The following is a 23625-nucleotide window of genomic DNA, read 5'->3' on the forward strand; positions in this document are numbered from 1 at the left end:
GGCTTGACACGCGGAGAGGGCTCCGGCGCGCGTGTCGAAGCGCTACTTGACAGTAGGTTTTGGCGGTATAGGCCCGGTATGGTGTGGGATGCCGCGGTCAGAGCTGCAGAAAGCGGAAAGCGCATACGACCGGTGGCCGGTGGCGAAGTGGCTCGTCGAGCAGCAGCCGTTGGCGGCCTCGCGAGGTGGAAGTCGGCAGACGCGCCACCCATGTAGGTGAGCGCTCCGAAGATCACGGCGTCGGCGGCGTCGAGTGCGGTCCGCTGTTCATCGGTGCTGGTGTCCACCGGGATGAAGGCGACGTGCGCGCCGGCCTTCTCGGCGCCGCGTCGTACCGCCAGGGTGCGATGGAGTCCCCCGCGCTGCTCACCGGCCTCGACCGCGTGACCACGTCTTCTCGGCCGCCGCCGCGATGCCGGGCTGCAGCCGCCGTACCGCCTCGAGATGGTCGCCGGTCCAGATGATGCGGACGCCGGTCCCCGTCGCCCGCCCGTCCGCGCCGTACAGGTCTCGGCGGACGGCTTCGACCAGCCTGCCGATGGCCTGCCGGTCGGACGGCGACGGCACCGGCACCGGCCCTTCGCCGGCCAGAGCGTCGGCGAGACCCCGGTACCACCGGAGGACCTGCTGCGCCATGAGCGACAGCTCCTGCCGGGCGGCGGCACGGTCCTCGATCGGCAGGACGCCCGGCGAGCGCCGCCACAGCTCCAGGACCGCGCCGGCGGCCAGGCGGAGCCCCACGACACCGGTGACCAGGATCGTCATCTCGCCCAGCGGGACGGGCTTCGAACCCCGCTCCGCCAGGTACGTCCGGAAGGCGTCGTCGAGCCGGCGGGCCGCGGCGGCCGCCCGGCGGCCCTCCCGCGAAACCTCCGCGGGCCCGGATCCACCGCGGGACACCGCGTAGTCCACCGCGCCGACCAGGTAGCGGGCGCTGTCGGCGTACGCCACCGCCAGCGCCCTGCTGACGGCGGCCGACGCGCCGCGCGGCCAGAAGAGCAGGCCCACGACCAGACTCACCGCGCAGCCGAGCGCGATGTCCTCGATGCGGAACAGGATCACCGACCAACCCTCCGGCCGGGCGAGGTTGAACAGGATCACCAGCGTGAACGTGAAGGCCGCCTGCCCGGCGGCGAACGAGACCGCGGCCGGGAGGATGCCCGACAGCAGCACCGCGACCGGCAGCAGGATCCACAGCAGAACCGTGTCGTGCCCGATGAGCCGGAGCAGAACGGCGCCGAGAACCGAGCCGGCCACGGTGCCGCCGAGCGCCCTGAACGCGTTCTGCCCGGTGTTGAGGGCGTTGGAGCGCAGCACCGACAGTGTGCCGAGCATGATCCAGAAGGAGTGCTGGACGCCGGTCACGTCGGCCAGCGCGCCCCCGATGCCCAGCCCGACGGCGCCGCGGATGCTGTTGTGCAGCCAGACCGAGTGCGGTTCGACGTGCGCGGCCGCGCGCTCCCTGGCGCTGGAGAGCGGGCCGGCCGGCGACTCGGGTTCGCGGCCGAGCAGGCGGTCCAGCCAGTTGCGCCGGTCGGCGGCCTGAGCGATGCCGACGTTCCGCGCGATCTGCAGGACGGCGAAGGCCACCTCCTGGGCGCGGAAGGACACGTCGAGGCTGTCGATGAAGGTGTCCAGGCCGGCCCCGTCAGGAGCCGGCAGCCGGTTGACGGCCCCTTCCTCCAGCGCGCCCGAGGCTCGGCGAAGCTCCTCGGCCCGGTCGCGCAGCCGGTCCGGTGCGGAGCCCGGACTTTCGAGGATCTGCGCCGCCAGCTCCAGCGTCGCGGCAGCGGCGTCCCGTACCGCCGAGGGCTCCGGGTCGCCCCTCGGGCCGTCCTCGGTCTTGGGGCCCGACTCGGCCAGGATCGCGCTCAGCCAGGTCAGTTCGTCGACGAGGCGGACCAGTGCCCGGGACCCGGTCGACAGGCCGGTGGGCCGGTAGGGGGTGGCGGTGAAAGCCTCCCGCAGGTTCCGCGCGGCCGACTCGGTCTCCTGCGCGCACGCCCGGCACTGCGCGAAGGTCGGGCCACCGGCCGGATCAGCGAAGTGATCCGCGTCGGCACGCAACTGCCTCGCCGCGGCCCGGCAGACCTCCGCCGCCGGCGCGCTCAGCGGAGGGGCCGGCGTCCTCGGCCACAACGACGAAACCGCGATCATGGCCGCTCCGGCGGCGAGCACCACGCCGATCAACCGATCGGGCAGCTGCGACAGCGGGGCGGCCGCCGAGACCGGCAGGATGAACGCCAGCAGAAGCGACGTCGTCGCACCGGCCAGCACCGAACTGACCACGCCGGAGAAGATCACGACGAGGCCCACCACGACCGTGACCGCCGCCGCGCTCCAGACCGAATGCGCCGCGAGCGTGCCCAGCGTGACCAGTACGAGCCACGCCGCGGCCAGCGCCGCGTGCGCCCGCAGTCGCTCCGCCACGGTCCCGGTGAACTCGACCAGCAGCAACATCGCGAACGCGCCGTACGCGGCGTACGTGCCGGTGACCGGCGCGTGGAAGACCTGGGTGCAGAGCGCGAACAGGGCGGGCATCACCAGCGCGGTCCTGGCCGCGCGCCGGGTGGCGGCCAGGTCCGGGTCCCGGCGCCGCAACCACGCGGCGAGCTGACGTATCGGGTCCGTTGTCATCCGCATCCGCCCTGCCGGTCGCCCGTCTCAATCGCCGGCCGCGACGTGCCGCAGGAGTGCCAGGACCTCGGCGTCAAGGCCGCGGGCGACGACCACGGACTGCTCGTCCTCGCAGGCGGAGATGGCGCTCGCGAGGGTGTCGTAGACCAGGCGGGTGCCGCCGTCGGCGCTCTGCTGCACGAGGATCGTCACGGGACAGTACGCGCCCACCTCCGGCAGGAAGCGCACCAGTTCCTCGGTGGCGGCCGGCATGTCGACGAGCAGCCGGAGCAGGCGGCCGACGTCGCAGTCGCGGGCCGAGGCCCGCTCGATGTCGAGCTCTCCGAGTACGACGAGCTTGGAGGGCGCGGGCGGGCCGTCGACCCGTCGACGGCTCCGGCCGACCGAGGTCGGCCCGCTGCCCGCCTTGGAACTGCCGACGATGTCGCGGATCTCCTCGATGACGGCGACGAAGGGTCGCCGGGTCTTGATGATGTGCCGCTCGAGGGGGATCCGGAGCACGTATTCGCTCGCCACGGTGCTGGGCGCCTCTCCTTCTGGTGCCGGGGCCGATGCCCCCTCACTCACCGGCGAGGCCGGCCTGCAGGGTCACTTCGGGCACGCCCGCCAGCGCGCGGCTCACCGGGCAGTTCGCCTTCGCCGCCTCGGCGAACCGCTGGAACTCGGCCTCCCCGAGCCCGGGCACCCTGCCGGTCGTCACCAGCTCGATCTTCGTGATCGTGGGGGCGCCGTCGACCGGCCGCAGCGTCACCGAAGCCGCGGTCTCGATCGACTCGGCGGGGAAGCCCGCGCCGGCGAGCGTGCTGGCCAGCGCCATCGAGAAGCAGGTGGCGTGGGCCGCGCCGATGAGCTGCTCCGGGTTGGATCCGGGGCCGCCCTCAAAACGGGACTTGTACGTGACACCGCCCGCGATGCTGTCACCGGCGGTGAAGCTCCCGGACCCGCTGGGGATGTCGCCGTTCCAGATTGCGTGCGCCTTGGAGACAGGCATGCGGTTTCTCCCGATGTTCATGTTCGGCGTGCTGACTGAGGCAATCGTTCCCGACGGCCGGCGGTCCATGACAACACTCATGGATGTGAGTCAACAAAGACTGTCAGGGTCGCTGTTCGTTCTTCGCCGCGGCGATCCCGGCGAGACCAGGTCGGCGTGCCCGGCCCTCTCGCGGGCCGCACCTGCACGTTCGCGGAACAGCAATGATTCCCGGCCGGGTGACATCGAGGAGGCGAGTCCGTGTCAAAATCCACCCGTGGCAGAATCCGCGACCCAGAACGTGACCGGCCCGCTGACCTCGGCGGCGCTGTTCCTCGTACTCACCATCGATCCCGGCGGCGAGCAGCAGGTGCGTGACACGCTGGAGGCCCTGGCGTCGCTGCGCCGCGCGGTCTCCTTCCGCGACCCGGACCCCGAGTCGCTGAAGGCCGTGGCCGGGATCGGCTCCGACGCCTGGGACCGGCTCATCTCAGGCCCTCGACCGGCGCACCTGCACCCCCTCCCCCGCATCAAGGGCCCCGTCCACACCGCCCCCACGACCCCCGGCGATCTCCTCCTGCACCTTCGCGCCAACCGCATGGACCTGTGCTACGAACTGGCCGACCGGATCCTCACGCGTCTGACCGGCGCGGTGACGGTGGCGGACGAGACCCACGGCTTCGGGTACTTCGACTCGCGGGACCTGCTCGGCTTCGTCGACGGCACGGAGAACCCCGAGGGCGCCGACGCCGCGGCATGGGCCTACGCATCGGCTGCTCAGGAGCCGGACTTCCCGGGCGGCTCATACGTGGTCGTGCAGAAGTACCTGCACGACCGCGCGGCCTGGAACGCCCTGTCCGTGGAGGAGCAAGAGGGGGCCATCGGCCGTACCAAACTCGAGGACATCGAGCTGGACGACGATGCCAAGCCCGCGAACGCGCACATCGCCCTGACCGTCATCGAGGACGCCGACGGCAACGAACTCAAGATCGTGCGCCACAACATGCCGTTCTTCCGGTACGCCGACCGCGCGTATGGCACCTATTTCATCGGGTACGCCGCCGACCCCGCGATCACCGAGCAGATGTTGCGCAACATGTTCCTGGGGACCGGGGAAGCCTCCCACGACCGGATCCTCGACTTCTCGACGGCGATGACCGGCGGGCTGTTCTTCGTTCCGCCCGCGCCGTTCCTGGACGAGCTGCCGCCGATGCCGGGCTCCTAGCCGGTCGGCTCAGGCTTCCGTGACCTGCTGGGCCCGTGAATCCCCGGCGGGCCGCCGGTCAGGGTGGTCGTGATCGACGACGAGCCGCTGGTGTGCGCGCGTCTGCGCACCATCCTCGGCTCGGCCGGCGGCGTCGAGGTGGTGTGCACGAACCGCACCCAGGCCGGCCTCCTCGTCTTCGAGGCCGGGCTGGGCCGATAGCGTCGCGGGTCCGTTCCGGCGGGCTAGTGGTCGTCGCAGCAGGAGGTCAGGGCTTTGCGCAGCTCGCCAGGGTGGTTCCACCACTGGTCCGCGGTGCTCGGGTGGACGGGGACGCGGTCCTTGACCCGGCCGGCAGCCGCCGGGGCGGGCTGGTCGGTGGTGGAGGCGGACGGGTACGGTGCGAGGAGTTGCGCCACGGTGTGGTGCCTGCCGCCGACGAGAACGGCGGTGACGTTCGCGGCGTCCTGGATGCGGGACAGCGGATCGCCGTCGACGATGGCCAGGTCGGCGTACATCCCCTTGGCGATCCTGCCCAGCGGCTGGCCGAGGTACGCGCCGGACGTGCTGGTCGCGGCGGTGAGCGCTTCCAGCGGGGTCAGGCCGAACTTGACCATGGCGCGCAGGTTCATGTGCAGGCTGAGGCCGAGGTGATCGATCGGCGCGTCGGTGCCGACGGTGACCACGCCGCCGCCGCGGACCATCGCCACGAGCTGCGCGACCTGATGGCCCAGGTTGGTGAGGAGCACCTGGATCGCCGCCGGGTCGGCGTTCCGCGCCGAGTCGACCGACGCCTGCAACGCGTTCATCCGCCACTTCGGGTAGAGCCGGCGGACGCGTTCGTCGGTGGCCAGCGAGGTGTCCTCCCGGTAGAGGGCGCTGGAGTTGAACAGGGTGGGGGTTCTGGCCATCTTGGACGCGTTGAACATGGCGATGACGTCGGAGTAGGCCGAGCCGACGTTCGTGACGGTGCGCGAGTAGCCGAACCGGCTGGTGGCGCCGACGTGCTCGGTCTGGTCGCCGCCCATGGCGATCGCCGGGTAGTGGTAGTGGGAGGTGACCGGCTTGCCGCGGCGGTGGGCCCAGTCGATGACCTCCTTGTGCCAGACGACCGGCAGCCGCACGTAGCACTTCATCAGGTCGTAGTCGAGGGCGTCGGCCCGTTCGAGTTCGAGCCGGAGCTGGTCGTGGGAGAACGTCGGGCGCATGAAGTTGTAGTAGACGCGCGGGCCGTCGATGGCCTCGCCGGTGCCGAGGTAACGCGGCGCGAGCCGGGCGCCGGACTGCACCGACTCGCGCTCCTCGGCCATGTGGTAGGCGGGCGAGCCGGGTGAACGCGTCGTGGTGACGCCGAGGGCGAGCCACAGCGGCCCCTGCCGCGAACCGTAGGCGTAGCCCTGCATCTCACGGTGATGGTGGATGTCGATCAGTCCGGGCATGACGAACCGGTCGCGGGCGTCGATCAGGGTGCCGGGCCGTCCGTCCCGGTGCGGCTCGACCGCCACGATGCGCTGGCCCCGTACGACGATGTCGACGTCGCGGGCGACGGTCGCGGAGACGCCGTCCCACATGCGCCCGGCGTGGACCACGACCTGCTCGGGGCCGGTGTCGTTGCGCCAGGTCAGCCGCATCGGGATGGACCGGGCCGACTTGCCGTCGACGCGCACGCTCCTCAGGCGCCCGCCGTTGAGATAGAGGAGGGTGGCGGAGTCACCCGCCCAGACGGGCGCGTCGGACACCTCCCTGGTGACCTGCCGGGCCGGACCGGTGGGCCGTCCGGCCCTGTCCACCGGCAGGATCCACAACAACGACTCCATGGCGAAGGCGAGCTTGGTGCCGTCCGGTGACCAGACGGGGCCGTCGTCGCCGCGGGTCTGCAGGGACCGGTGCGGGGCGGGGTCGATGTACGTGCCGGCGCCGGTGGCCCGATCGACGAGCAGGATCTTGGACAGGCCCTCACGGTAGCGGCGTGAGTACGGCACGACCGCGGCCAGCGCGATCGTCCTGCCGTCGGGTGACCAGGTGGGCCGGCCCGGTTCGAAGGTGGCGTCGAAGATCTTCTGGACGTCGCCGGTGGCCACCTCCAGGACCCAGAGGGCGCCGTCCTGATCCAGGTACGCGATCTCCGTGCCGTCGGGTGACCACCGCACGGACAGGGCGGCGGAGTCGGTCAGCCGGGTGAGCTGGCGGTCGGTGCCCGCGCCCAGGTCACGGACCCAGATGTTGAGCGTCCCGGTGCGGTCGGTGACGAACGCCAGCAGCCGCCCGTCAGGGGAGAAATCCGGGTCGGCCTTCCACCATCGGTCACGGAAGAGCGGCTCGGGTTTTTCGCCGATCCGCATCAGGTAGATGTCGTTGAGCGCGCGGAAGGCGATGCTCGACCCGTCAGGGGACACGGCCGGGCTGCCGATCCCGACGACGGGGAACGAGCCGGGCGCGTCGAAGACCCGGACCTTCTTCTCGTACTTCGGGGTCGTCGTGGTCAGCGCGGCCGTGAAGCCGACGGTGCCGGCGGTCGCGGAGTCGAGGCGGCGGGTCCGGATGGTGCCGGCGGAGGTGTAGAAGTAGCGGCCGTCCGGGGCGAACCGGGCCCGGAACGGGAAGACCACTTCGCCGGTGACGAGCGTGCCCGCGGTGCTGACCAGGTCGTTCGCGCCCGCGCGGAAGAGGTGGTAGGCGAGGTCGGCGCCGTTCGGCAGCCAGGACGGCTGGTGGATCACCTGGCCGGCGGGGACCGTGACCGAGTTGCTGCGCGCGCCGGTGGCGACGTCGACGACGTCGATCCTGGTGTCGGCGACGACGAAGGCGATCTTGGTGCCGTCGGGCGACCAGGCCGGTTCGTACTCCTCGCTGGAGGTGTCCGTCAGGACGCGGGTCGTTCCGGTGGCCACGTCGAGCAGGTGGATCCCGTAGCTGCCGCCGGCGTCGGAGGAGTAGGCGATGGTGCGCCCGTCGGGGCTGTAGCGGGGCTCGCGGTGGTCGAACGGGCCGTTGGTCAACTGCTTGATCGCGGACCCGTCGGGCCGGATCGTCCACAGGTTGAAGACGCCGTCGCGGTACGACTGGAACACGATCGTGGACCCGTCGGGGGACCAGTCGGGCTGGGCGATGTCGTACAGGTCGCTGGTGAGCCGGCGGGCGGTGCCGCCGGAGGCGGAGCAGACCCACAGGACACCGAGCAGGTCGAGGGCCAGCAGGCGGCCGTCGGGTGAGGGCGCGACGGCGAAGTCGGTGCCGGACGTGACGGACGTACTGCCGACGCCGCCCGTTACGCCGGCCCTCGCCGGTGGGGCCGTGACGGGGGCCATCGCGGCGGCGAGGGCGACGCCGGCGCCGCCCGCCAGGACGGCCCGGCGGGACATCGATGCGGGGATCGGGGCGACAGGGGTGGAGTGCGATTCCATGGGGGTTGTGATCGCTCCTCGGCTCGGATCTTCTGAAGTTGAACACTCGGTCAAGGGATTGGTCAAGACCGGCAGCTCAGCGACGAAGCGGGGCCGCTGACCGCGCGCCGCCTCGCCCTCGCCCGCGTCATCCACGACCGCGCGTGCTGAGCGCTTCGGCCTGCTTTACGGAAAGATGTGGCGCATGTTCGGCTCGCCCCTGTCCACCCGGCTTGAGCGTTCCCGCCGGATCCTCGTCGCCGGTGCGGGCGGGGGCTCCGACGTGTACGCCGGGTTACCCCTCGCCCTGACCCTGCGGGAAGCCGGCAAGGAGGTGCACCTGGCGAACCTGTCGTTCAGCCACCTCGACGCCCTCGACCTCGACGTCTGGCTGTTCGAGGACGTCGCGGAGATACGCCCGGACACCGAGGCCCGCGACTGGTACTTCCCCGAGGGCTGCCTGGCCCGCTGGCTGGCCAGGCACGGCCAGCCGTCGACCGTGTACGCCTTCCCCAAGGTGGGCGTCCGCCCGCTGCGCGCCGCGTACGCCAAGCTCGCCGAGCACCTCGACCTGGACGCGGTCGTCCTGGTGGACGGCGGCACCGACATCCTCATGCGCGGCGACGAGGCCGGTCTCGGCACCCCGGCCGACGACATGACGAGCCTGGCCGCCGCCCACGCCCTCGACGTCCCCGAGAAGATCGTGGCCTGCCTGGGCTTCGGCGTGGACGCCTATCACGGCGTCAACCACGTACAGGTCCTGGAGAACCTGGCAGCCCTGGAACGCGAGGGCGCCTACCTGGGCGCGTTCTCCGTCTCCAGGTCCACGAAGGCGGGCGCGCTCTACCTCGACGCCGTCGCCCACGCCCAGGCCGAGCTGCCGGCGTACCCGAGCATCGTGAACGGCTCGATCGCGGCGGCCGTGCGCGGCGAGTTCGGGGACGTGCGCTTCACCGACAGGACGAAGGGCAGCGAGCTGTTCGTCAACCCGCTGATGGCCATCTATTTCGCGGTGGACCTCGACGCGCTGGCCCGGCGCTCGCTCTACCTGGACCAGCTCGGGGACACCGTGCTCATGCGCCAGGTCGTCTCCGTGATCGAGGCGTTCCGTGACGAGGTGACGCCCCGCCCGCCGAAGGCGTTCCCGCACTAGTCCTCGGCACCGAGGGTCGCTAAATCGCCGTCACGGTCGGCGCCGGAGCAGAACAGCCGGGGCCCGTCCGGCGCCGCCCGCGAGAGGGGCGGCGCCGGGGCGGGTCAGACCGAGTAGCTGCAGGTCAAGGCCTGGCTGGCGCCCTGTGCGTAGCTGAGGAAGGTGTAGGTGGGGTTGAAGTACGCGCACGCGGCGGAAGCGCTTCCGCTACCGGTGTAGGTCATGCCGGAGCCGCCGCTGCTCCAGCGGTAGCAGCTCAGGCTGCCGTTGTAGAAGCCGATGGTGGAGGAGGAGTTGACCTTGGCGGAGCAGTAATCGCCGAGTGAGATCGGACTGTAGGTCACCTCCACGACTGCCGCCTGCGCTGGTGCGGCGGAGATGGACAGCGCGCCGAGGCCGGCGAGCAGGGCGGTGAGGAGGGCAGGGACACGACGAGTCACGAGGACCTCCGGACGGTAAGACGCCGAGCTGACGAGGCGGGGCGTCACGCGCCGCAGGAGCGTGATGGGGCATCACGCACCGCGATACGCTGCATTGATCGTAGTATTAAATAGGAAAGCTTCCTATGCAATAGTTGAAAATCCGCGTCCTCTCGCACGCGGCCGGCGCCGGGAACGGGGTGACGTCAGCTGCCTGGCGCCCGGCCGGACAGGAGGGACTCGGCTGTCGCGGTGCGGGCGTACAGCACGTATCGGCCCGTGCGGTGCGCCGTACAGAGTCCCGCCTTGCGCAGCGCGGTGAGGTGCTGGTTGACGCCGGGCTCGGAGAGCCCGGCGCGCTGGGCCAGCTCGCGGGTGGAGGCAGGCTGGTCGAGCGCGGCCAGCAGTCGGGCGCGCGTCCTGCCGAGCACGGCGGCCAGCGCCTCGGGCGCGTCCAGCTCGCGACGCTCCCAGAGCGTGGCGAGGCCGCGCGGCGGGTAACGCACCGTGGGCTGGTACGGCGGGGTGGTGACCGAGAAGACCCTCGGCGAGGCGAACACGCAGGGCACCAGCAGCAGTCCGAGCCCGCGCAGCGATCGTGCGCCCGACGCGTAGCGGTGCCTGATGCGCAGCGTCCCGTCCTGCCAGGTGACGGCGTCGTCGAGGTCGGCCAGCATGCGCCGGATGCCGCCCTCGGCCAGCAGCCTGGCCCGGTAGAGGATCTCTCCCTCCAGCAGGGATCTGATCCGCGGCCAGTACGGGGCCATCGCGGCCTCCCAGTAGGCTCCCACCTCCTCCGCAAGCTGTTCGAGCCCTTTGTCCGGATCGTCATAGAGCGCCTGGACGCGTTTCGTGCGCGGACCGGGAATGTGGTCCAGGTCCGAGCGAACCCGGTCGGCGGCGCCGCGCATGGTGACGAGTTCGAGGTCGATGTCCGGCACGGAGGTGGCGGGCGGGGTGCAGGTGAAACCGGCGATCACGACCGTGGGCACCGGGACGAGGTCGGACAGCAGGTGCCAGTCCACGTCCTGGAGGCGGCGGCGCACCTGGTCGGCCCAGGGGCGCAGGAGGGGATGCGCCTGCGGGTTCTTCACCACGCGGACGCTGGCCATGACCTCGCCGAGCGGGGAGATCGCGAAGCGGGTGTTGGCGATGTCGTGGGCCGTGAACGTCAGGTCAAGGGTCACTGGATTCGCGTCTCACTTAATCAATGGCGAGTTCGCCCGCATCTCATCACTCTGGCCGGCATGTCGGCAACTGTCACGGAAGAGCCGCTGCTGCGGTCTCGCGGATTTCGGAACCTCTTCGTCGCCAACGCGGTCAGCCAGCTGGGCAGCCAGATCAGCTACGTCGCGCTGCCCCTGCTCGCCGTCACCTCGCTGGGAGCGGGAGCGGGCGAGATCGGGCTGCTGGCCGCGCTCAGCACGATCACGGTGCTGCTGCTCGGCCTGCCGGCCGGCGCCTGGGTGGACCGGGTCAGGCGACGCCCGGTGATGATCGCCACCGATGTCGGGCGGGCCGCAGTGCTCTTGTCCGTACCGGTGGCGTGGTGGGGCGGGTGGCTGTCCATGGGGCAGCTGTACGCGGTGGCGGTGCTGGTGGGGGCGGGCACGCTGCTGTTCGATGTGGCGTCGATGAGCCTGGTGCCGCGGCTGGTGGGGCGTGAGCGGCTGACGTCCGCGAACTCGCTGCTGGTGGGGACGAGCTCGGGGATGGACATCGCGGGCCGCAGCGCGGCCGGGATACTGGTGCAGGTGGCGGGCGCGCCGCTGGCCGTGCTGGCGGACGCGCTGAGCTACCTGTGGTCGGCGGCCTGGCTGCGCGGGGTTCCCGAGCCCCTCTCGACGGCGCCGGCCGCGAGGGAGCCGCTCGGTCGGCAGATCTCGGCCGGCGTGCGCTTCCTCTTCGGCAACCCGGTGCTCGTCGCGGCCCTCGTTCAGGGGACGATGGCCAACCTGGCCTTCCCGCTCTGCTCGGTACTCCTCCCCATCCTCATCGTCGATCAGCTCGGCTACCCGGAATGGGTGCTCGGCGCCTACCTCGCCGTCGGCGGGCTCGGCGCGCTGGCGGGCTCGTCGGCCGCCCACCTGATCGGCCGCCGCCTCGGGACCGGCCGCGCCACCTGGCTCGTCAGCCTGGCCACCGCGCCGGCCTCGCTGCTGATCCCGTTCCTTGACCGGGGGCCGTGGCTGTGGGCGGCCGCGGCGGCGTGGTTCGTGCTGACCTTCCGTACGGGGGTCAACAACGTGCTGCTGGTCAGCCTGCGGCAACGCGCCACCCCCGACGACATGCTCGGGCGGATGACGGCCACCATGCGGCTGCTCCTCATGGGCGCGGTCGGCATCGGAGGGCTGCTGGCGGGCGCGCTCGGCGAGATCTGGGGCGTCCGCTCGGCACTGGTGACCGGCGCCCTGATCATGGCGGTGAGCTGGATCCCGATCTTCCTCTCCCCGCTGCGCCGCCAACCTTGACTAGGGCCGGTTGAGGTACGCGAGCACGGCCAGCACGCGGCGGTTGGTGTCGGTGGCGGCCTCGATGCCGAGCTTGGCGAAGATGGCGGCGATGTGCTTGCCGACGGTTCCCTCGCTGACGTACAGCTGGCCGGCGATGGCGGTGTTGGAACGTCCCTGCGCCATGAGCTGGAGCACCTCGCGCTCGCGCGGGGTCAGCAGGGCGAGCGGGTGCTGCGGTGAGGTGCCGCCGAGCAGCTTGGCGATCACCTCGGGATCCATGGCCGTGCCCCCGGCCGCGACCCTGCGCAGCGCGTCGACGAAGTGACCGGCTTCGAAGACCCGGTCCTTGAGCAGGTAGCCGACGCCGCCGGCGCCGTCGGCCAGGAGCTCCCGTGCGTAGATCTGCTCGACGTACTGGGACAGGACGAGTACGGGGAAGCCGGGATGGCGGTTGCGGGCCTCGACGGCGGCCCGCACACCCTCGTCGGTATAGCTGGGCGGCAGCCGCACGTCCACGACGGCGAGGTCGGGCCGGTGGACGGCGAGGGCGTCGAGCAGCTCCTCGCCGGTGTCCACCGCGGCCACCACGTCGATGCCGTGGGCCCTCAGGAGATGGGTGAGCCCTTCTCGGAGAAGGTAGACGTCCTCGGCGAGGACAACGCGCATGGAATCTCCAAGGTGGCTACGGTGGGCCCGCCGGGCGGACTGGCGATGGACAGGACCCCGTCGAACCCGTCGAGGCGGCGCCGGATGCCGTGCAGCCCGCCGCCGCGCCCGGCCGCCGCGCCGCCCCGCCCGTCGTCGGTGACGGTGGCCGTCAGCAGGCCGCCCTCATGGCGCAGCTCCACCCAGGCCCTCGACGCGGCGGCGTGCTTGGCGACATTGGTCAGCAGCTCGGACACCGCGAAGTAGACCGCCGCCTCGATCGGGGCAGCCACCTGGCCTGCCAGGTGCACCCGGACCTCCGCCTCCAGCGGGGCGTCCAATGCCAGGGTGCGTACGGCGTCCGCGAGCCCCCGGTCGGCGAGCACCGGGGGGTAGATGCCGCGGATGAGCTCGCGCAGCTCGCCGAGCGCGGTCACCGACACGTCCTTGGCGCGGGCGACCATGGCCTTGGCTGCCTCCGGGTCGGCGCCGATGAGTTCCTCGACCGCCCCCAGCGTCATCCCCACGGCGATCCACCTGGCCTGGGCGCCGTCGTGCAGGTCGCGCTCGATCCTGCGCAGCTCGGCGGCCTGCGCGTCGCTGATCTGGGTGCGGCTGCTGGTCAGCGCGCCGACCCGCCGAGCCAGCAGTGCGGCTTTCGTCGGCCCCAGGAGCAACCCGCTCAGGCGGGCATGGCAGCGCAGGAGCGGGGACGCCACGGCCACGCCGAGCGCCGCGGCGGCCAGGCCGACCACCGGCGCCGGGAGGCCGGCCAGTGCCGGTACGGCAGCCCGGAGCAGGTCGTCGGGCGACCACTCGATGCTCGCCCCGACCAGGCCGAGCGCCTTGATCCACACCCACAGCCAGCAGAGCACCACGAGCCCGCCCGCGATCAGCGCGGCCGGGATGGCGAACAGGACCGCGGCGACGGGAATCTCCAGGGACAACCACGCGAGATCGCGCCAAGAGGCGGGATCGCGTACGGTCCACCGCCACCGCCGGGCGCGGACGGCGGACTCTCGGCTGCGGTGCACCGTGCCGAACTCGCCCCACCCCGTCCGGTAGGACCCGTCGTGGTCCGGCGCGGGCATCGGCGGTTCGTCCAGGTACGGTGAGGCGATCCGGACGCCCGTCCAATCGCCGATCCGAGCTCGGCGCCAGGACACGAAACGGCGGGCCGCCAGCACCGTGTCGGGCCACAGCCGCATGGCCGTCAGCACGATCGTCAGCACGTGCGCCACGGCCAGCACCGCCGCCACCGCCGCCGATCCGACGCTCGCGCAGACCCGTGCCCCGGCTGTCAGGCGCGGGGCGAGGGCCGCCGCCACCCCGCCGGGCCCCGATCGACGCGTCGGCGCGAGCAGGACCCGGCTCCATCGGGCATGGCAGCGCACCATCGCGGGCCCCACGGCGATCCCGAGCAGCACAGCCGCCGCGCCCAGGACGGGGTGGCGGAGCCAGGCCAGCGCGATGCCCCCGGCGATCAGGGCCGGCGGCAGGAGGGCCGGCACGCCGCCGACCACCGGGTTCACCGCCATCCAGCACAGGTCGCGCCAGGTCGCCGGATCTCGGACGAGCCACCGCAGCCTCATGAGATAGGCGGGCAGGAAGGCGGAGCGGAACAGGTCGTCGCCGTCGCGGTACCACCCGTCGGCGCCGCGCGCGGGCGGCTGCGGAGCCGGACGGTAGGGCGGGGAGATCTCCAGCCCGCCCCAGCGCCCGGCCAGCCGCCGGGCGAGCACCGGCGCGCGGCGGGTCTGCTCGACGAAGAAGGCCGGGGACGGCAGGCCCAGGTGGGATCCCAGGAAGACGACGGCCAGGAGCGGCCATCCCGACAGGGCCAGTGCGGCCAGCGCCAGGCACCGTACGGGGGCGATCACGTACGTGCGCAACACCCCGCCACCTCCCTCCTCGATTCTGCGTCCCGCGCCGGTGCCGCGGGCCCCTCACGGCGAGGAAACCAGATCATGGGCGCCATCGGTATGGGTGCCAGCCCCCGTTCAGTCGGAGGCCAGGCCCCATGCCCGCGGGCCGGGCCCGCTCCTACGGTGGCTGGACGACCCGGCCCGACGAGAATCGAGGGGGAGGCCATGACCGCCGGTCATCTCACGGCCACCAGCATCACACGTCTGTTCTTCATCGACCGCATCCGCGTCTTGCTCACCGCGCTCGTCGTCCTGCATCACGTCGCCCTGACGTACGGGAGCTTCGCCCTTTGGTACTACCACGAGCCGACGATGCGGACGCCGCCCCTGCCGGCGAGCGAGTGGGGGCAACTGCTGGACCTGTTCCTGCTGCTGAACCAGACCTACTTCATGGGGTTGTTCTTCCTGATCTCCGCCTACTTCGTGCCCGGAGCCCACGACCGCAAGGGCACCGGCCGGTTCCTCGCCGACCGCGCGCTCAGGCTGGGCGTCCCGCTGCTGGTGATGATCTTCGTCGTCGTCCCGCTGGCCAAGCTGCCGCTGTTCCGGTGGGAGAACGCCCGGCGGCCCATCGCCTATCCCGACTTCTACCTCCGCGAGCTGGAGCAGGGCCCGGCGTGGTTCCTGGTGACCCTGCTGGTCTTCGTGGCGGCCTATGCGCTGGTCCGGGCGCTGCGGCCGGCGCGGCAGGGGCCCCGCGCGACGGTCCTGCGGGCGCGTGACGTCGTCGGCTTCGCCGCGTTGCTCGCGGTGCTCGGAGTGGCGTGGCGGGTGTGGCAGCCCGTCGAGCGCACCCCGGTGCTGCAGCTTCCGGTGCCGGCGTATCTGCCGCAGTACGTCTGCATGTTCGCCGCGGGAGTGCTCGCCTACCGGCGCGGATGGCTGGCGGCCGTACCGGCGGGGGCGACGCGCTGGGGATTCGCCGTCGCCGGACTGGCGGCCGTGACGCTCCTCCCCGTCGCGCTGGGCGCCCCGGAGGCATCGCCGCTCGCCCCGGTGGCGCACGGCCTCTTCGACGGCGTTTTCTGCGTCGGCATGTCGCTGGGCGTCCTCGGCCTGTTCAGCCGCCGCTTCGCCGGCCCGCCCACGGCTTTCGGCAGGCTCCTGTCGGGTAACGCCTACGCCGTCTACGTCTCCCACGCGGTCGTCCTCGTGGCCGTGTCCGGCGCGTTGTCGGGGGTCGCCGCCGGGCCGCTGGAGAAGTTCGCGCTCGTATCGCTTGTCTCGCTCCCCCTGTGCTGGGTCGTGGCGGCCGCCGCCCGCGCGCTGCCGTCCGCCGGCAGCGCGGTTCTGAAGCGGTCGCGGTAGTCGGAGGGCGCGATGCCGACCAGCCGGTGGAACGCGCGGCGCAGGGTTTCTGCGGTGCCGAACCCGCAGTGCCGCGCGACGGCCTCGACGGGATCGTCGCGTTCGACGAGCGCCCGTTGGGCGGCCTCGACGCGGACCCGCTCGACGTAGGCGGCGGGAGAGATGCCGAGCTCGCCGGTGAAGCGGCGCTGCAGATGACGTGGACTGATCCGCGCGCGTGCGGCGAGGTCGGAGATGCCGTGCGGGGCGCCGGGATCGGCGTGGATCGCCTCGACGACGGCGCGCATCCCGTCGCTGGACGGCTGCACCGACCACAGCGGGATGCCGAACTGGGACTGGTTGCCGGGCCGGCGCAGGAACAGGACCAGTTCGCGAGCGATCGCATGGGCGCTCCGGGGGCCGTGGTCGTCCTCGACGAGGGCGAGCGCCAGGTCCATGCCCGCCGTGATTCCCGCCGAGGTCCACACCCCCCGGTCATGGATGAAGATGGGGTCGCAGTCGACGGTCGCTTCGGGATGTTCCCGGGCGAGTTGTTCGCAGCGTTGCCAGTGGGTGGTCACGCGCCGCCCGTTCAGCAGCCCGGCCGCGGCGAGCAGGAACGCGCCGCTGCAGATCGAGGCCACCCGCCGAGCCGCGGCCGCGGCGGCGGCTGTCCACTCCACCAGTGCCCGGTCCTGCCGTGCGGTGTAGACACCGTCGCCGCCCACCACGATCAGCGTGTCGATCCCCCGGGGATCCAGGCCGGGCAGGTCGTGCTCGGCCTGGATCCGCATGCCGCTCTCGGCGCGCACCGGCCCGGCGGCCGGGGCGACGATCCGGCACCGGTATCCGGCCTTGCTGAACACCTCGTGCGGCCCGGTGAGGTCGAGGATCTGGAAGCCGTCGAAGACCACGAACGTCACATCCTGCGAGCGCATCTCCCCAGCCTGCCCGCTGTCCACCTGCCGCACCATCATCGGCGGATCCGACCGTGGTCGAGCTCGATGACCTGGTCGGCACGCGCGATGGTGGCCGGCCGGTTGGACACCACGAGCAGCGCGGCGCGCCGATCGGACAGGAGCCGGTCCCAGAGCCGCTTCTCGGTCTCGACGTCCAGCGCGCTGGACACGTCGTCGAGCACCAGCAGTCGCGGGCGGCGCACCAGCGCCCGGGCGATCGCCGCACGCTGGACCTGCCCGCCGGACAGGCGCACGCCGCGGGCCCCGACCCGGGTGTCCAGGCCGTCGGGGATGGAGGCGACGTCGTCCTCCAGTACGGCGGAGCGGATCGCCGCCGTCAGCCGCGCGCCGTCGCGGTCGAGCCCGAGCAGCAGGTTGTCGCGCAGGGATTCGCTGAACAGGCGCGGCACCTGCGGCACGTAGGCCGAGCGTGGCGGGACGAAGAAGGCGGCCGGGTCGTCGACGGGTTCGCCGTTCCACCACACGCTCCCGGCCTGGGCGGGAACGAGCCCGAGCAGGGCGCGCAGCAGGGTGGTCTTGCCGGCTCCCGCCGGGCCGGTGACGACGGTGAAGGTGCCGCCGGCCAGGGACAGGTCCACGTCGTGAACCCCGCGCCCCGATCCGGGATGAACGCTGGTCAGCCCGCACACGCGCAGGCTCCGCAGCGGGTCCCCGGCCGCGGGCGTCGCCGTCGCCGGGGGACGGCCGGCCGCCAGCGCCGCCGGCGATCCGGCGGGGAGCAGCGCGCAGAGCCGTTCGACCGCGACGCCGGACTGGCGATGCCGGACGAGGAGCCTGCCGCCGTATTGGGGCAGGTAGACGAGCTTGGTGGCGTACGACGCGAAAAGGGCGAGATCGCCGACGGTGAAGTCGCCGCGTCGCATGGCCGGCACGGCGAGCAGCAACACCAGCCCGACGCTCACGTCCACGGTCGTGCGGTTGAACGCCGACAACGACGCGGTGACGAGCTGGTCGCGCAGGCCCGCCTCCCGGCGCCGTTCGTTGAGCACGGCCAGACGGCTCAGGACCTCTCCGCCGGCGCGGGCCGTCTTGAGCGCGAGCACGGCGCCGAACACCTCGCCGAGCAGCGCCGTCACCGCCGCCGAGGCCTGCCGATAGGCCGTACGGTGCGCGCGGATCCGGCCGCCGGCGATCCGGGCGACGATCGCCATCGCCGTCAGCGGCAGCACCACCGCCAGGGCCACGAGGGGATCGACGCTGAGCATGATCGCCATGGATCCGACGGCAAAGGCGATCTTCCCCACCACGTAGACGCCGGTGTCGGCGAAGCCGAGGAAGTCGTCCACGTCGTCGCGGAACCGGCTGACCGCGTCGCCGCTGGACATCGGCCTGCCGGGGGCCCGCGGTCCCCCGCTCCGCAGCTGGGCACGGAGGAGGTTCAGCCTGAGCAGCCCCCGCATGGACTCCATGCACCTGCTCCACACCATTCCGCCCCACACCACGGCCATCCGCGCCGCCTCCGCCGCGACCAGGATCGCGATGAGCTCGTACGCGCCGAGTCCGGCCGGGGCGGCGCCGCTGAGGGTGTCGAAGAGCTGCTGCAGCAGCCGGCCGATGACCAGCACGAGACCGTTGGCGGCGACGAGCAGGGCGACGGTGGCCGAGAACAGGCCCATCCGGTGGCGGGCGACGCGCAGCGTCAGCCGCCACGTCGGCTCGGGTCTGATTGTCATCGCGTGGCCTCCGATGCGGTGGCGAGCAGCCGGGCGAAGTGGGAGGTGGAGTCGTCGGCGAGCACCTGCCGGCGGCCGTGTTCCACGACGCGCCCCCGGCTCAGCACCACGATGTCGTCGGCGCGCCCGAGGGTGGCGAGCCGGTGCGCGATCAGGATCGCGGTCCGTCCCTGGAGCAGCGTGCCGACGGCCTGCTCGATGCGGGCCTCGCTGACCGGATCCAGCCTCGACGTCGCCTCGTCCAGGACGACCAGCCCGGGATCGCGCAGGAACGCCCGGGCGAACGCGACGAGCTGGGCCTCCCCCGCCGACACTCCGGCCCCGCCGGGGCCGAGCCTGGTGTCGAGGCCGTCGGGCAGTGCCCGGTACCACGGCCCGAGCTGGAGTCGGTGCAGCACCTCGACCAGCCGGCCGTCGTCGGCGGGCTGCGCACCGAACAGGGTGAGATTGTCACGGACGGAGGCGTCGAAGAGCTGCACGTCCTGGGTCACCATGCAGACGCGGTCGCGCAGGCTCCCCAGTCGCGCCTCGCGCAGGTCCACCCCGCCCAGCCGCACCACTCCCTCGCCGGGGTCGGCCAGGCGTAACAGGAGGCGGGCGAGGCTCGACTTCCCGCTGCCGGTACGGCCCGCGACGCCCAGTACGGAGCCGGGGCCGAGGCTCAGGGAGACGTCCTCCAGGACGGGGGCGCCTTCGCGGTAGGCGAATCCGACCCGCTTCAACTCCACCGCCAGCGGCCCCGGGGGAAGCGCGGCCTGCCCGTCGTCGCGGATGGAGGGCCGTTCGTCCAGCAGCTCCTGGACGCGGGCGAACCCCGCGATCGCGTCCTGGGCCTTCTGCAGTTGCGTGGAGATCTGCTCCAGCGGATCACGGAGCAGGTTGGTGTAGCGGAACAGCAGGTAGACGGTGCCGAGGGTGATCGTCCCGGCTTGGAACAGCGCCGTTCCTGCCAGGAGGCTCAGGGCACTCCCCGCGGCGAACAGCGACAGGGTGAGGACGTAGACGCTCCTGGTGGCGGTGGCGGCCCGGACGGTCGCCCGCAGCAGCGCGGCACCTGTCTGCTGGAAGCGTCCCACCGCGTACGAGCCGGCTCCGTTGGCGCGCAGGTCCTCTGCGCCGGTCAGCCTCTCCTCGATCTCGCCGAACAACGTGGCCGAGGCCGCCCGTCGCTCCGCGGCCCGCGGAACCGCGGAGTGCCGCAGCCGGGCCAGCGTCACCCCGGCGACGGCGACGAAGCCGGCCAGGCCGAGCCCGATGCGCCAGTCCTCCAGGAGAACGAGCACGAGCACGCCGGCCATGGTCAGGGTGTTGCCGATCACCTGCACCGCGAAGGAGGAGACGAACGAGGACACCGCGGAGATGTCGCCGTCGGTCCGTTCGATCATCTCGCCGGGCGATCGCCCGTCGTGGAACGACAGGTCGAGCTCGAGAGCGTGGCGCGTCGCCCTTTCGCGCAGGGCGTTGGTGGCGATCCAGGCCAGGTGCGTCGCTCCGTACGCGGAGCCGGCGGACAACGCCTGCTGGACGACCGAGACCAGCAGATAACCGCCGACCGGCAACCAGAGGGACGACGACCGCCCGCTCGCCACCTGATCGATGAACGCGCGCAGCAGCTGCGGCCCGGCCAGGGGCAGCGCCGAACTCACGGCGAGCACCAGGCCCAGCCCGGCCAGCCGGAGCCGGCGCCCGCGCGCGAGCACGCCGAACAGGTGCCAGTACGACGGCCTGTCAAGAGAGGGTCGGCTCATGGCGCACTCCATCCGAATAGCTGACTGAGTCAGTCATTCGACTGTGCACAAGGCGGCCGTGCGCTGTCCACGACGGATACCCCACAAATCACGCCATACCATTGAATGACTGACTCAGTCAGCTATCGTGCGTATATGGATGACAGAGCGGCGAATCTCATCAGCGCCCTGGTGGTCGCGCTGGCCGACCAACTGGATGAGGCCACCCGAAAGGTGACCACCCTCGGCCCCAGCGGCGCCTCCGCCCTGGCGACCATCCTGGCCGTGCCGGGCGAACACATCGACCAGCTCAGCCGCGTGCTCGGCATCACCGGCTCGGGAACGGTGCGGCTCGTCGACCGGCTCGCGGCGGAAGGGCTGGTGGAGCGCCGCGCGGGGAGGGACAAGCGCAGCGTGTCGCTGTGGCTGACCGAGCGCGGGACCGCCGTCGCGACCGAGATCGTCGCGCAGCGGCGAGCCGTGCTGCGCGTGGCCTTCGCCTCACTGGCCGACGAGCAGGTGGGAGCGTTGACCGGCATCGTCGAAGAAGTCCTCGCCCGGCTGACGGTGAGCCCTGACCGCGCCGACCGCATCTGCAGGTTCTGCGACTACCACGCCTGCCCTCAGGACCGCTGTCCGGTGGAAGGAGCGATCTCGTGAACTCCTGGCGGTTCACCCTCATCCTGATCGTGGCCGCGCTGGGCTGGGGCAGCGCGACGACCGCCACGAAATACGCCCTGGCCGGCTTCGGCCCCATCACGCTCCTGTTCCTCAAGCTGGCCGCCGCGACCGCCGTACTGTGGATGTTGGTGCTCGCGCGTGGCAGGCGCCGCGGCCCGCCGGGCGGCCAGGCGCGATTCGCCCTGCTGGGACTGTTCGAACCGGCCCTCGCCTACGGCGGGCTCACCGTCGGACTGACCTACACCACCGCGACGAACGCCTCCCTGCTCGGCGCCACCGAATCATGCTTCGTGCTGATCCTCGCCGCCATGTTCCTCAAGGAGCCCATCCGCGGCCGCTCCGTTCTCGGGCTCGTCCTGGCGCTCGCCGGCGTCATCGCCCTGGAGGGCGGCCGCCTTGGGACCGGGTTCAACACCGGCGACCTGATCGTCATCGGCGGGTCGGTGGCGGCGGCCGTCTACGTCACGCTCGCCGCGAAGACCGCGCCCACCGTCGACGCCATCACGATGACCGCCTACCAGTTCACCTACGCCACCGCGCTCACTCTGCCGCTCGCCGTCTGGCCCTGGGTGACCGGCCAGGAGGTCCTGCCCGTCCACGTCGCCCCGCGCTTCTGGGTCATCGCCATGTTCGTCGGCGGAGTCTGTTTCGCGCTCGGGTTCGTGCTGTACAACCACGCGATCCGGTTCGTCTCCGCCGGGATGGCGGGCATGATCCTGAACATGGTCCCGGTGATCGGGGTCGTTACCGCTGTGATCTTCCTCGACGAGGTTCTGACCGGCTGGCACGCGGCCGGCGCCGCGCTCGTCGTGGCCGGGATCATGCTCTTCCCGGCGACCGAATCCCCACCGAAGGTTGAGGCATACCGCTATAGTGCATAATGCAATATAGGAAGGAGCAATAAGATGAAGATCCTGGTAGTCGGTGCGGCGGGTCGCACCGGCAAGCACGTCCTGGAGCAGGGCACCAAGCGCGGGCACGAGATCACGGCCTTCGCTCGTCGCACCTCCCGGTTACCCGGCCTTCCGGGCCTGGCCGGCGTACACGAGGGAGACGCGCACGACCTCGAGACACTGCGCGCCGCCGTACGCGGCCAGGACGCGGTGCTCGCCGCCGTCGGCGGGAGCCGCATCGCGCACAACCTCGTCACCGCCATGCGGGAGGCCGGCGTGGCACGGCTGGTGATGACCAGCAGCCGCTCGGTGCCCGCCACCCGCCCTCGCCTCGCGGTCACCCTGGCCTGGCTGTTCTTCCGGGAGGTCTACGTCGACCTCGCGCGGGCCGAGGGCATGCTGCAGGTCAGCGGCCTGGACTGGAGCATCGCCCGCGCCACCATGCTCAATGACAAGCCCCCGGCCGGGCAGGTGCACGTCGACTTCGAGGCCAACGCGACCGGCGGCGCGATGCAGCTGTCCCGGGCCGACTATGCGATGGCGCTGCTCGACACCGTCGAAGACCCCGAGCTCATCGGCAAGGCGCTGGGAATCTGCGGCCCCCGATAGCACCGTGCGTCCTCTACAGAAGGGTCTGTCATGAAACACGGCATCAACTACGACACCGGATTCCTGCCCGGCCAGCAGCTGTCCCGTAAGACGTTCGACGTGGAGGCCGTCAGGCGGGACATGCGGACGATCTCCGACGAGTTACATTGCTCGGTGGTCCGCGTCTCAGGCGGTAACCCTGCGCGGCTGGCCGTCGCGGCCGAGGAAGCGGCCGCCGTCGGCCTGGAGGTCTGGCTGGCGCCGTTTCCGGTCGACCTTCCGGCCGAGGAGACCATGGCCTGTCTGGTCGAGTGTGCGGAGCAGGCCGAGGCGCTGCGGAAGAACGGCGCCGAGGTGACCTTCGTGGCCGGGTGCGAGATGAGCGCGTACTGCGGCGGTTACCTGCCCGGTGACACCTTTCTCGATCGGTTCGCGGCCATGCGGAGCCCAGAGCTCTGGTCGTCCATCGGCCCGATCATGCAGCGGTTCAACGGCCGGCTGGGCGAGGTGGCGGCGGCTGTGAGAAAGCGTTTCGACGGGCGCGTCACCTACGCGTCCGGGCAATGGGAGGCCGTCGACTGGTCCCCCTTCGATCTGGTCGGCGTCGGCGGTTACCGGGCCGCGTACAACTCCCACCGTTTCCGCGAGGATCTGCGCGGGCATTTCGCGCACGGCAAGCCGGTCGCCATCACCGAATTCGGCACCTGCGCCTACACCGGCGCGGGAAAACTCGGCGCCATGGCGTGGCAGCCGCCGAAGGATGCCATCCGCGACGAGGGCGAGCAGGTGCGGTACTTCACCGAATTGCTCGACATCTTCCACGACGAGGGCGTCGAAACCGCGCTCTGGTTCACTTTCGCGGGATTCAGCCTGCAAGGCGAGCAGGATCTCAGCTCATACGGCGTGGTCAAGCTGCTCGACGAGACCCGGTGGACGCCCAAGGAAGTCTTCCATGCCATGGCCGCCAGATATGCGCGCGCGTGAAAGAGCGGCCGAAGGAGGCGAGC

The 23625-nt window shown here is 71.7% G+C and carries 19 protein-coding genes and 1 pseudogene; 9 read left to right on the forward strand and 11 right to left on the reverse strand.

All coding sequences use genetic code 11. The features are described from left to right. Positions 1 to 366: 366 nt before the first annotated feature. From ABZS69_RS40525 to ABZS69_RS40535, 3 genes are read right to left on the reverse strand one after another with little or no spacing between them, the layout of a single operon-like run. A complete protein-coding gene (locus tag ABZS69_RS40525) occupies positions 367 to 2637 on the reverse strand; it encodes an FUSC family protein (RefSeq protein ID WP_355381656.1) in 2271 nt (756 codons plus the stop codon). Between the two features lie 27 nt (positions 2638 to 2664). Next, complete coding sequence (locus tag ABZS69_RS40530; protein ID WP_355381658.1) at positions 2665 to 3153, reverse strand: hypothetical protein; 489 nt, start codon at positions 3151 to 3153, stop codon at positions 2665 to 2667. Positions 3154 to 3196: 43 nt separating this feature from the next. Next, positions 3197 to 3628, reverse strand: coding sequence for an OsmC family peroxiredoxin (locus ABZS69_RS40535; RefSeq protein ID WP_355381660.1), 432 nt, complete (start codon positions 3626 to 3628; stop codon positions 3197 to 3199). 256 nt (positions 3629 to 3884) lie between these two features. Here ABZS69_RS40535 and ABZS69_RS40540 point away from each other — a divergent pair, with 256 nt between their 5' ends. Next, positions 3885 to 4832: a Dyp-type peroxidase gene (locus tag ABZS69_RS40540; RefSeq protein WP_355381662.1), complete on the forward strand. Its 948-nt coding sequence runs from the start codon at positions 3885 to 3887 to the stop codon at positions 4830 to 4832. A 69-nt stretch (positions 4833 to 4901) separates the two neighbouring features. Further along, the gene (locus ABZS69_RS40545; protein WP_355381664.1) at positions 4902 to 5033 is read left to right on the forward strand and encodes a hypothetical protein; all 132 of its coding nucleotides are present in this window, start codon (positions 4902 to 4904) and stop codon (positions 5031 to 5033) included. A gap of 23 nt (positions 5034 to 5056) precedes the next feature. Here ABZS69_RS40545 and ABZS69_RS40550 read toward each other — a convergent pair whose 3' ends face one another. Then, positions 5057 to 8215 (reverse strand): amidohydrolase family protein, encoded by a 3159-nt coding sequence (locus ABZS69_RS40550; RefSeq protein ID WP_355381665.1) that lies wholly within the window; start codon positions 8213 to 8215, stop codon positions 5057 to 5059. A 184-nt stretch (positions 8216 to 8399) separates the two neighbouring features. Here ABZS69_RS40550 and ABZS69_RS40555 point away from each other — a divergent pair, with 184 nt between their 5' ends. Then, a complete protein-coding gene (locus ABZS69_RS40555; RefSeq protein WP_355381666.1) occupies positions 8400 to 9347 on the forward strand; it encodes a DUF1152 domain-containing protein in 948 nt (315 codons plus the stop codon). 104 nt (positions 9348 to 9451) lie between these two features. Here the strand turns inward: ABZS69_RS40555 and ABZS69_RS40560 are convergent, their stop codons facing one another. Both ABZS69_RS40560 and ABZS69_RS40565 read right to left on the reverse strand, forming a co-directional pair. Continuing rightward, positions 9452 to 9787, reverse strand: coding sequence for a hypothetical protein (locus ABZS69_RS40560; protein WP_355381668.1), 336 nt, complete (start codon positions 9785 to 9787; stop codon positions 9452 to 9454). Positions 9788 to 9972: 185 nt separating this feature from the next. Then, positions 9973 to 10953 carry a DUF5937 family protein gene (locus ABZS69_RS40565; RefSeq protein ID WP_355381670.1) on the reverse strand — a complete coding sequence of 327 codons (981 nt, stop codon included), beginning with the start codon at positions 10951 to 10953 and terminating at the stop codon, positions 9973 to 9975. Positions 10954 to 11013: 60 nt separating this feature from the next. Between ABZS69_RS40565 and ABZS69_RS40570 the strand changes: the two genes are divergently transcribed. Continuing rightward, a complete protein-coding gene (locus ABZS69_RS40570) occupies positions 11014 to 12237 on the forward strand; it encodes an MFS transporter (protein ID WP_355381672.1) in 1224 nt (407 codons plus the stop codon). On the opposite strand, the gene ABZS69_RS40575 is transcribed toward ABZS69_RS40570, so the two are convergent. Both ABZS69_RS40575 and ABZS69_RS40580 read right to left on the reverse strand, forming a co-directional pair. Next, positions 12238 to 12885 carry a response regulator transcription factor gene (locus tag ABZS69_RS40575; RefSeq protein WP_355381674.1) on the reverse strand — a complete coding sequence of 216 codons (648 nt, stop codon included), beginning with the start codon at positions 12883 to 12885 and terminating at the stop codon, positions 12238 to 12240. After that, the gene (locus ABZS69_RS40580) at positions 12825 to 14759 is read right to left on the reverse strand and encodes a sensor domain-containing protein (RefSeq protein ID WP_355381676.1); all 1935 of its coding nucleotides are present in this window, start codon (positions 14757 to 14759) and stop codon (positions 12825 to 12827) included. Before ABZS69_RS40580 ends, ABZS69_RS40575 begins: the two co-directional genes overlap by 61 nt. 195 nt (positions 14760 to 14954) lie before the next feature. Here ABZS69_RS40580 and ABZS69_RS40585 point away from each other — a divergent pair. After that, positions 14955 to 15980 (forward strand): annotated as a pseudogene (locus tag ABZS69_RS40585) (acyltransferase); the annotation flags it as partial. Here the strand turns inward: ABZS69_RS40585 and ABZS69_RS40590 are convergent. Genes ABZS69_RS40590 through ABZS69_RS40600 form a run of 3 tightly spaced genes read right to left on the reverse strand, consistent with a single transcriptional unit; the run spans position 15917 to position 20477 of the window. Beyond that, positions 15917 to 17053 (reverse strand): DJ-1/PfpI family protein, encoded by a 1137-nt coding sequence (locus ABZS69_RS40590; protein WP_355381678.1) that lies wholly within the window; start codon positions 17051 to 17053, stop codon positions 15917 to 15919. The pseudogene ABZS69_RS40585 and the gene ABZS69_RS40590 overlap by 64 nt on opposite strands. Then, positions 17050 to 18729: an ABC transporter ATP-binding protein gene (locus ABZS69_RS40595; RefSeq protein ID WP_355381680.1), complete on the reverse strand. Its 1680-nt coding sequence runs from the start codon at positions 18727 to 18729 to the stop codon at positions 17050 to 17052. Before ABZS69_RS40595 ends, ABZS69_RS40590 begins: the two co-directional genes overlap by 4 nt. After that, positions 18726 to 20477 (reverse strand): ABC transporter ATP-binding protein, encoded by a 1752-nt coding sequence (locus ABZS69_RS40600; RefSeq protein WP_355381682.1) that lies wholly within the window; start codon positions 20475 to 20477, stop codon positions 18726 to 18728. Before ABZS69_RS40600 ends, ABZS69_RS40595 begins: the two co-directional genes overlap by 4 nt. Positions 20478 to 20612: 135 nt before the next feature. On the opposite strand from ABZS69_RS40600, the gene ABZS69_RS40605 reads away from it, so the two are divergent. The 4 genes from ABZS69_RS40605 (at position 20613) to ABZS69_RS40620 (ending at position 23602) form a co-directional block, all read left to right on the forward strand. Continuing rightward, positions 20613 to 21116, forward strand: coding sequence for a MarR family transcriptional regulator (locus tag ABZS69_RS40605; protein ID WP_355381684.1), 504 nt, complete (start codon positions 20613 to 20615; stop codon positions 21114 to 21116). Beyond that, a complete protein-coding gene (locus ABZS69_RS40610; protein WP_355381686.1) occupies positions 21113 to 22018 on the forward strand; it encodes a DMT family transporter in 906 nt (301 codons plus the stop codon). The genes ABZS69_RS40605 and ABZS69_RS40610 overlap by 4 nt, the downstream gene beginning before the upstream one ends. Positions 22019 to 22042: 24 nt before the next feature. Next, positions 22043 to 22639, forward strand: a complete 597-nt coding sequence (locus ABZS69_RS40615) for an NAD(P)-binding oxidoreductase (RefSeq protein WP_355381688.1) — start codon at positions 22043 to 22045, stop codon at positions 22637 to 22639. Positions 22640 to 22759: 120 nt separating this feature from the next. Beyond that, a complete protein-coding gene (locus ABZS69_RS40620) occupies positions 22760 to 23602 on the forward strand; it encodes a hypothetical protein (protein WP_355381689.1) in 843 nt (280 codons plus the stop codon). The last annotated feature ends 23 nt before the right edge of the window (positions 23603 to 23625 follow it).

This window comes from Nonomuraea sp. NPDC005650 (assembly GCF_040605375.1).
In the GTDB taxonomy this organism is placed as follows: Bacteria; Actinomycetota; Actinomycetes; order Streptosporangiales; family Streptosporangiaceae; genus Nonomuraea.

Coding starts and splice junctions, on each gene's coding strand:
- ABZS69_RS40600 (WP_355381682.1), bottom strand. CDS start 20,477: ATGAGCCGACCCTCTCTTGACAGGCCGTCGTACTGGCACCTGTTCGGC.
- ABZS69_RS40555 (WP_355381666.1), top strand. CDS start 8,400: ATGTTCGGCTCGCCCCTGTCCACCCGGCTTGAGCGTTCCCGCCGGATC.
- ABZS69_RS40595 (WP_355381680.1), bottom strand. CDS start 18,729: ATGACAATCAGACCCGAGCCGACGTGGCGGCTGACGCTGCGCGTCGCC.
- ABZS69_RS40590 (WP_355381678.1), bottom strand. CDS start 17,053: ATGATGGTGCGGCAGGTGGACAGCGGGCAGGCTGGGGAGATGCGCTCG.
- ABZS69_RS40615 (WP_355381688.1), top strand. CDS start 22,043: ATGAAGATCCTGGTAGTCGGTGCGGCGGGTCGCACCGGCAAGCACGTC.
- ABZS69_RS40575 (WP_355381674.1), bottom strand. CDS start 12,885: ATGCGCGTTGTCCTCGCCGAGGACGTCTACCTTCTCCGAGAAGGGCTC.
- ABZS69_RS40550 (WP_355381665.1), bottom strand. CDS start 8,215: ATGGAATCGCACTCCACCCCTGTCGCCCCGATCCCCGCATCGATGTCC.
- ABZS69_RS40535 (WP_355381660.1), bottom strand. CDS start 3,628: ATGCCTGTCTCCAAGGCGCACGCAATCTGGAACGGCGACATCCCCAGC.
- ABZS69_RS40570 (WP_355381672.1), top strand. CDS start 11,014: ATGTCGGCAACTGTCACGGAAGAGCCGCTGCTGCGGTCTCGCGGATTT.
- ABZS69_RS40525 (WP_355381656.1), bottom strand. CDS start 2,637: ATGACAACGGACCCGATACGTCAGCTCGCCGCGTGGTTGCGGCGCCGG.
- ABZS69_RS40620 (WP_355381689.1), top strand. CDS start 22,760: ATGCGGACGATCTCCGACGAGTTACATTGCTCGGTGGTCCGCGTCTCA.
- ABZS69_RS40605 (WP_355381684.1), top strand. CDS start 20,613: ATGGATGACAGAGCGGCGAATCTCATCAGCGCCCTGGTGGTCGCGCTG.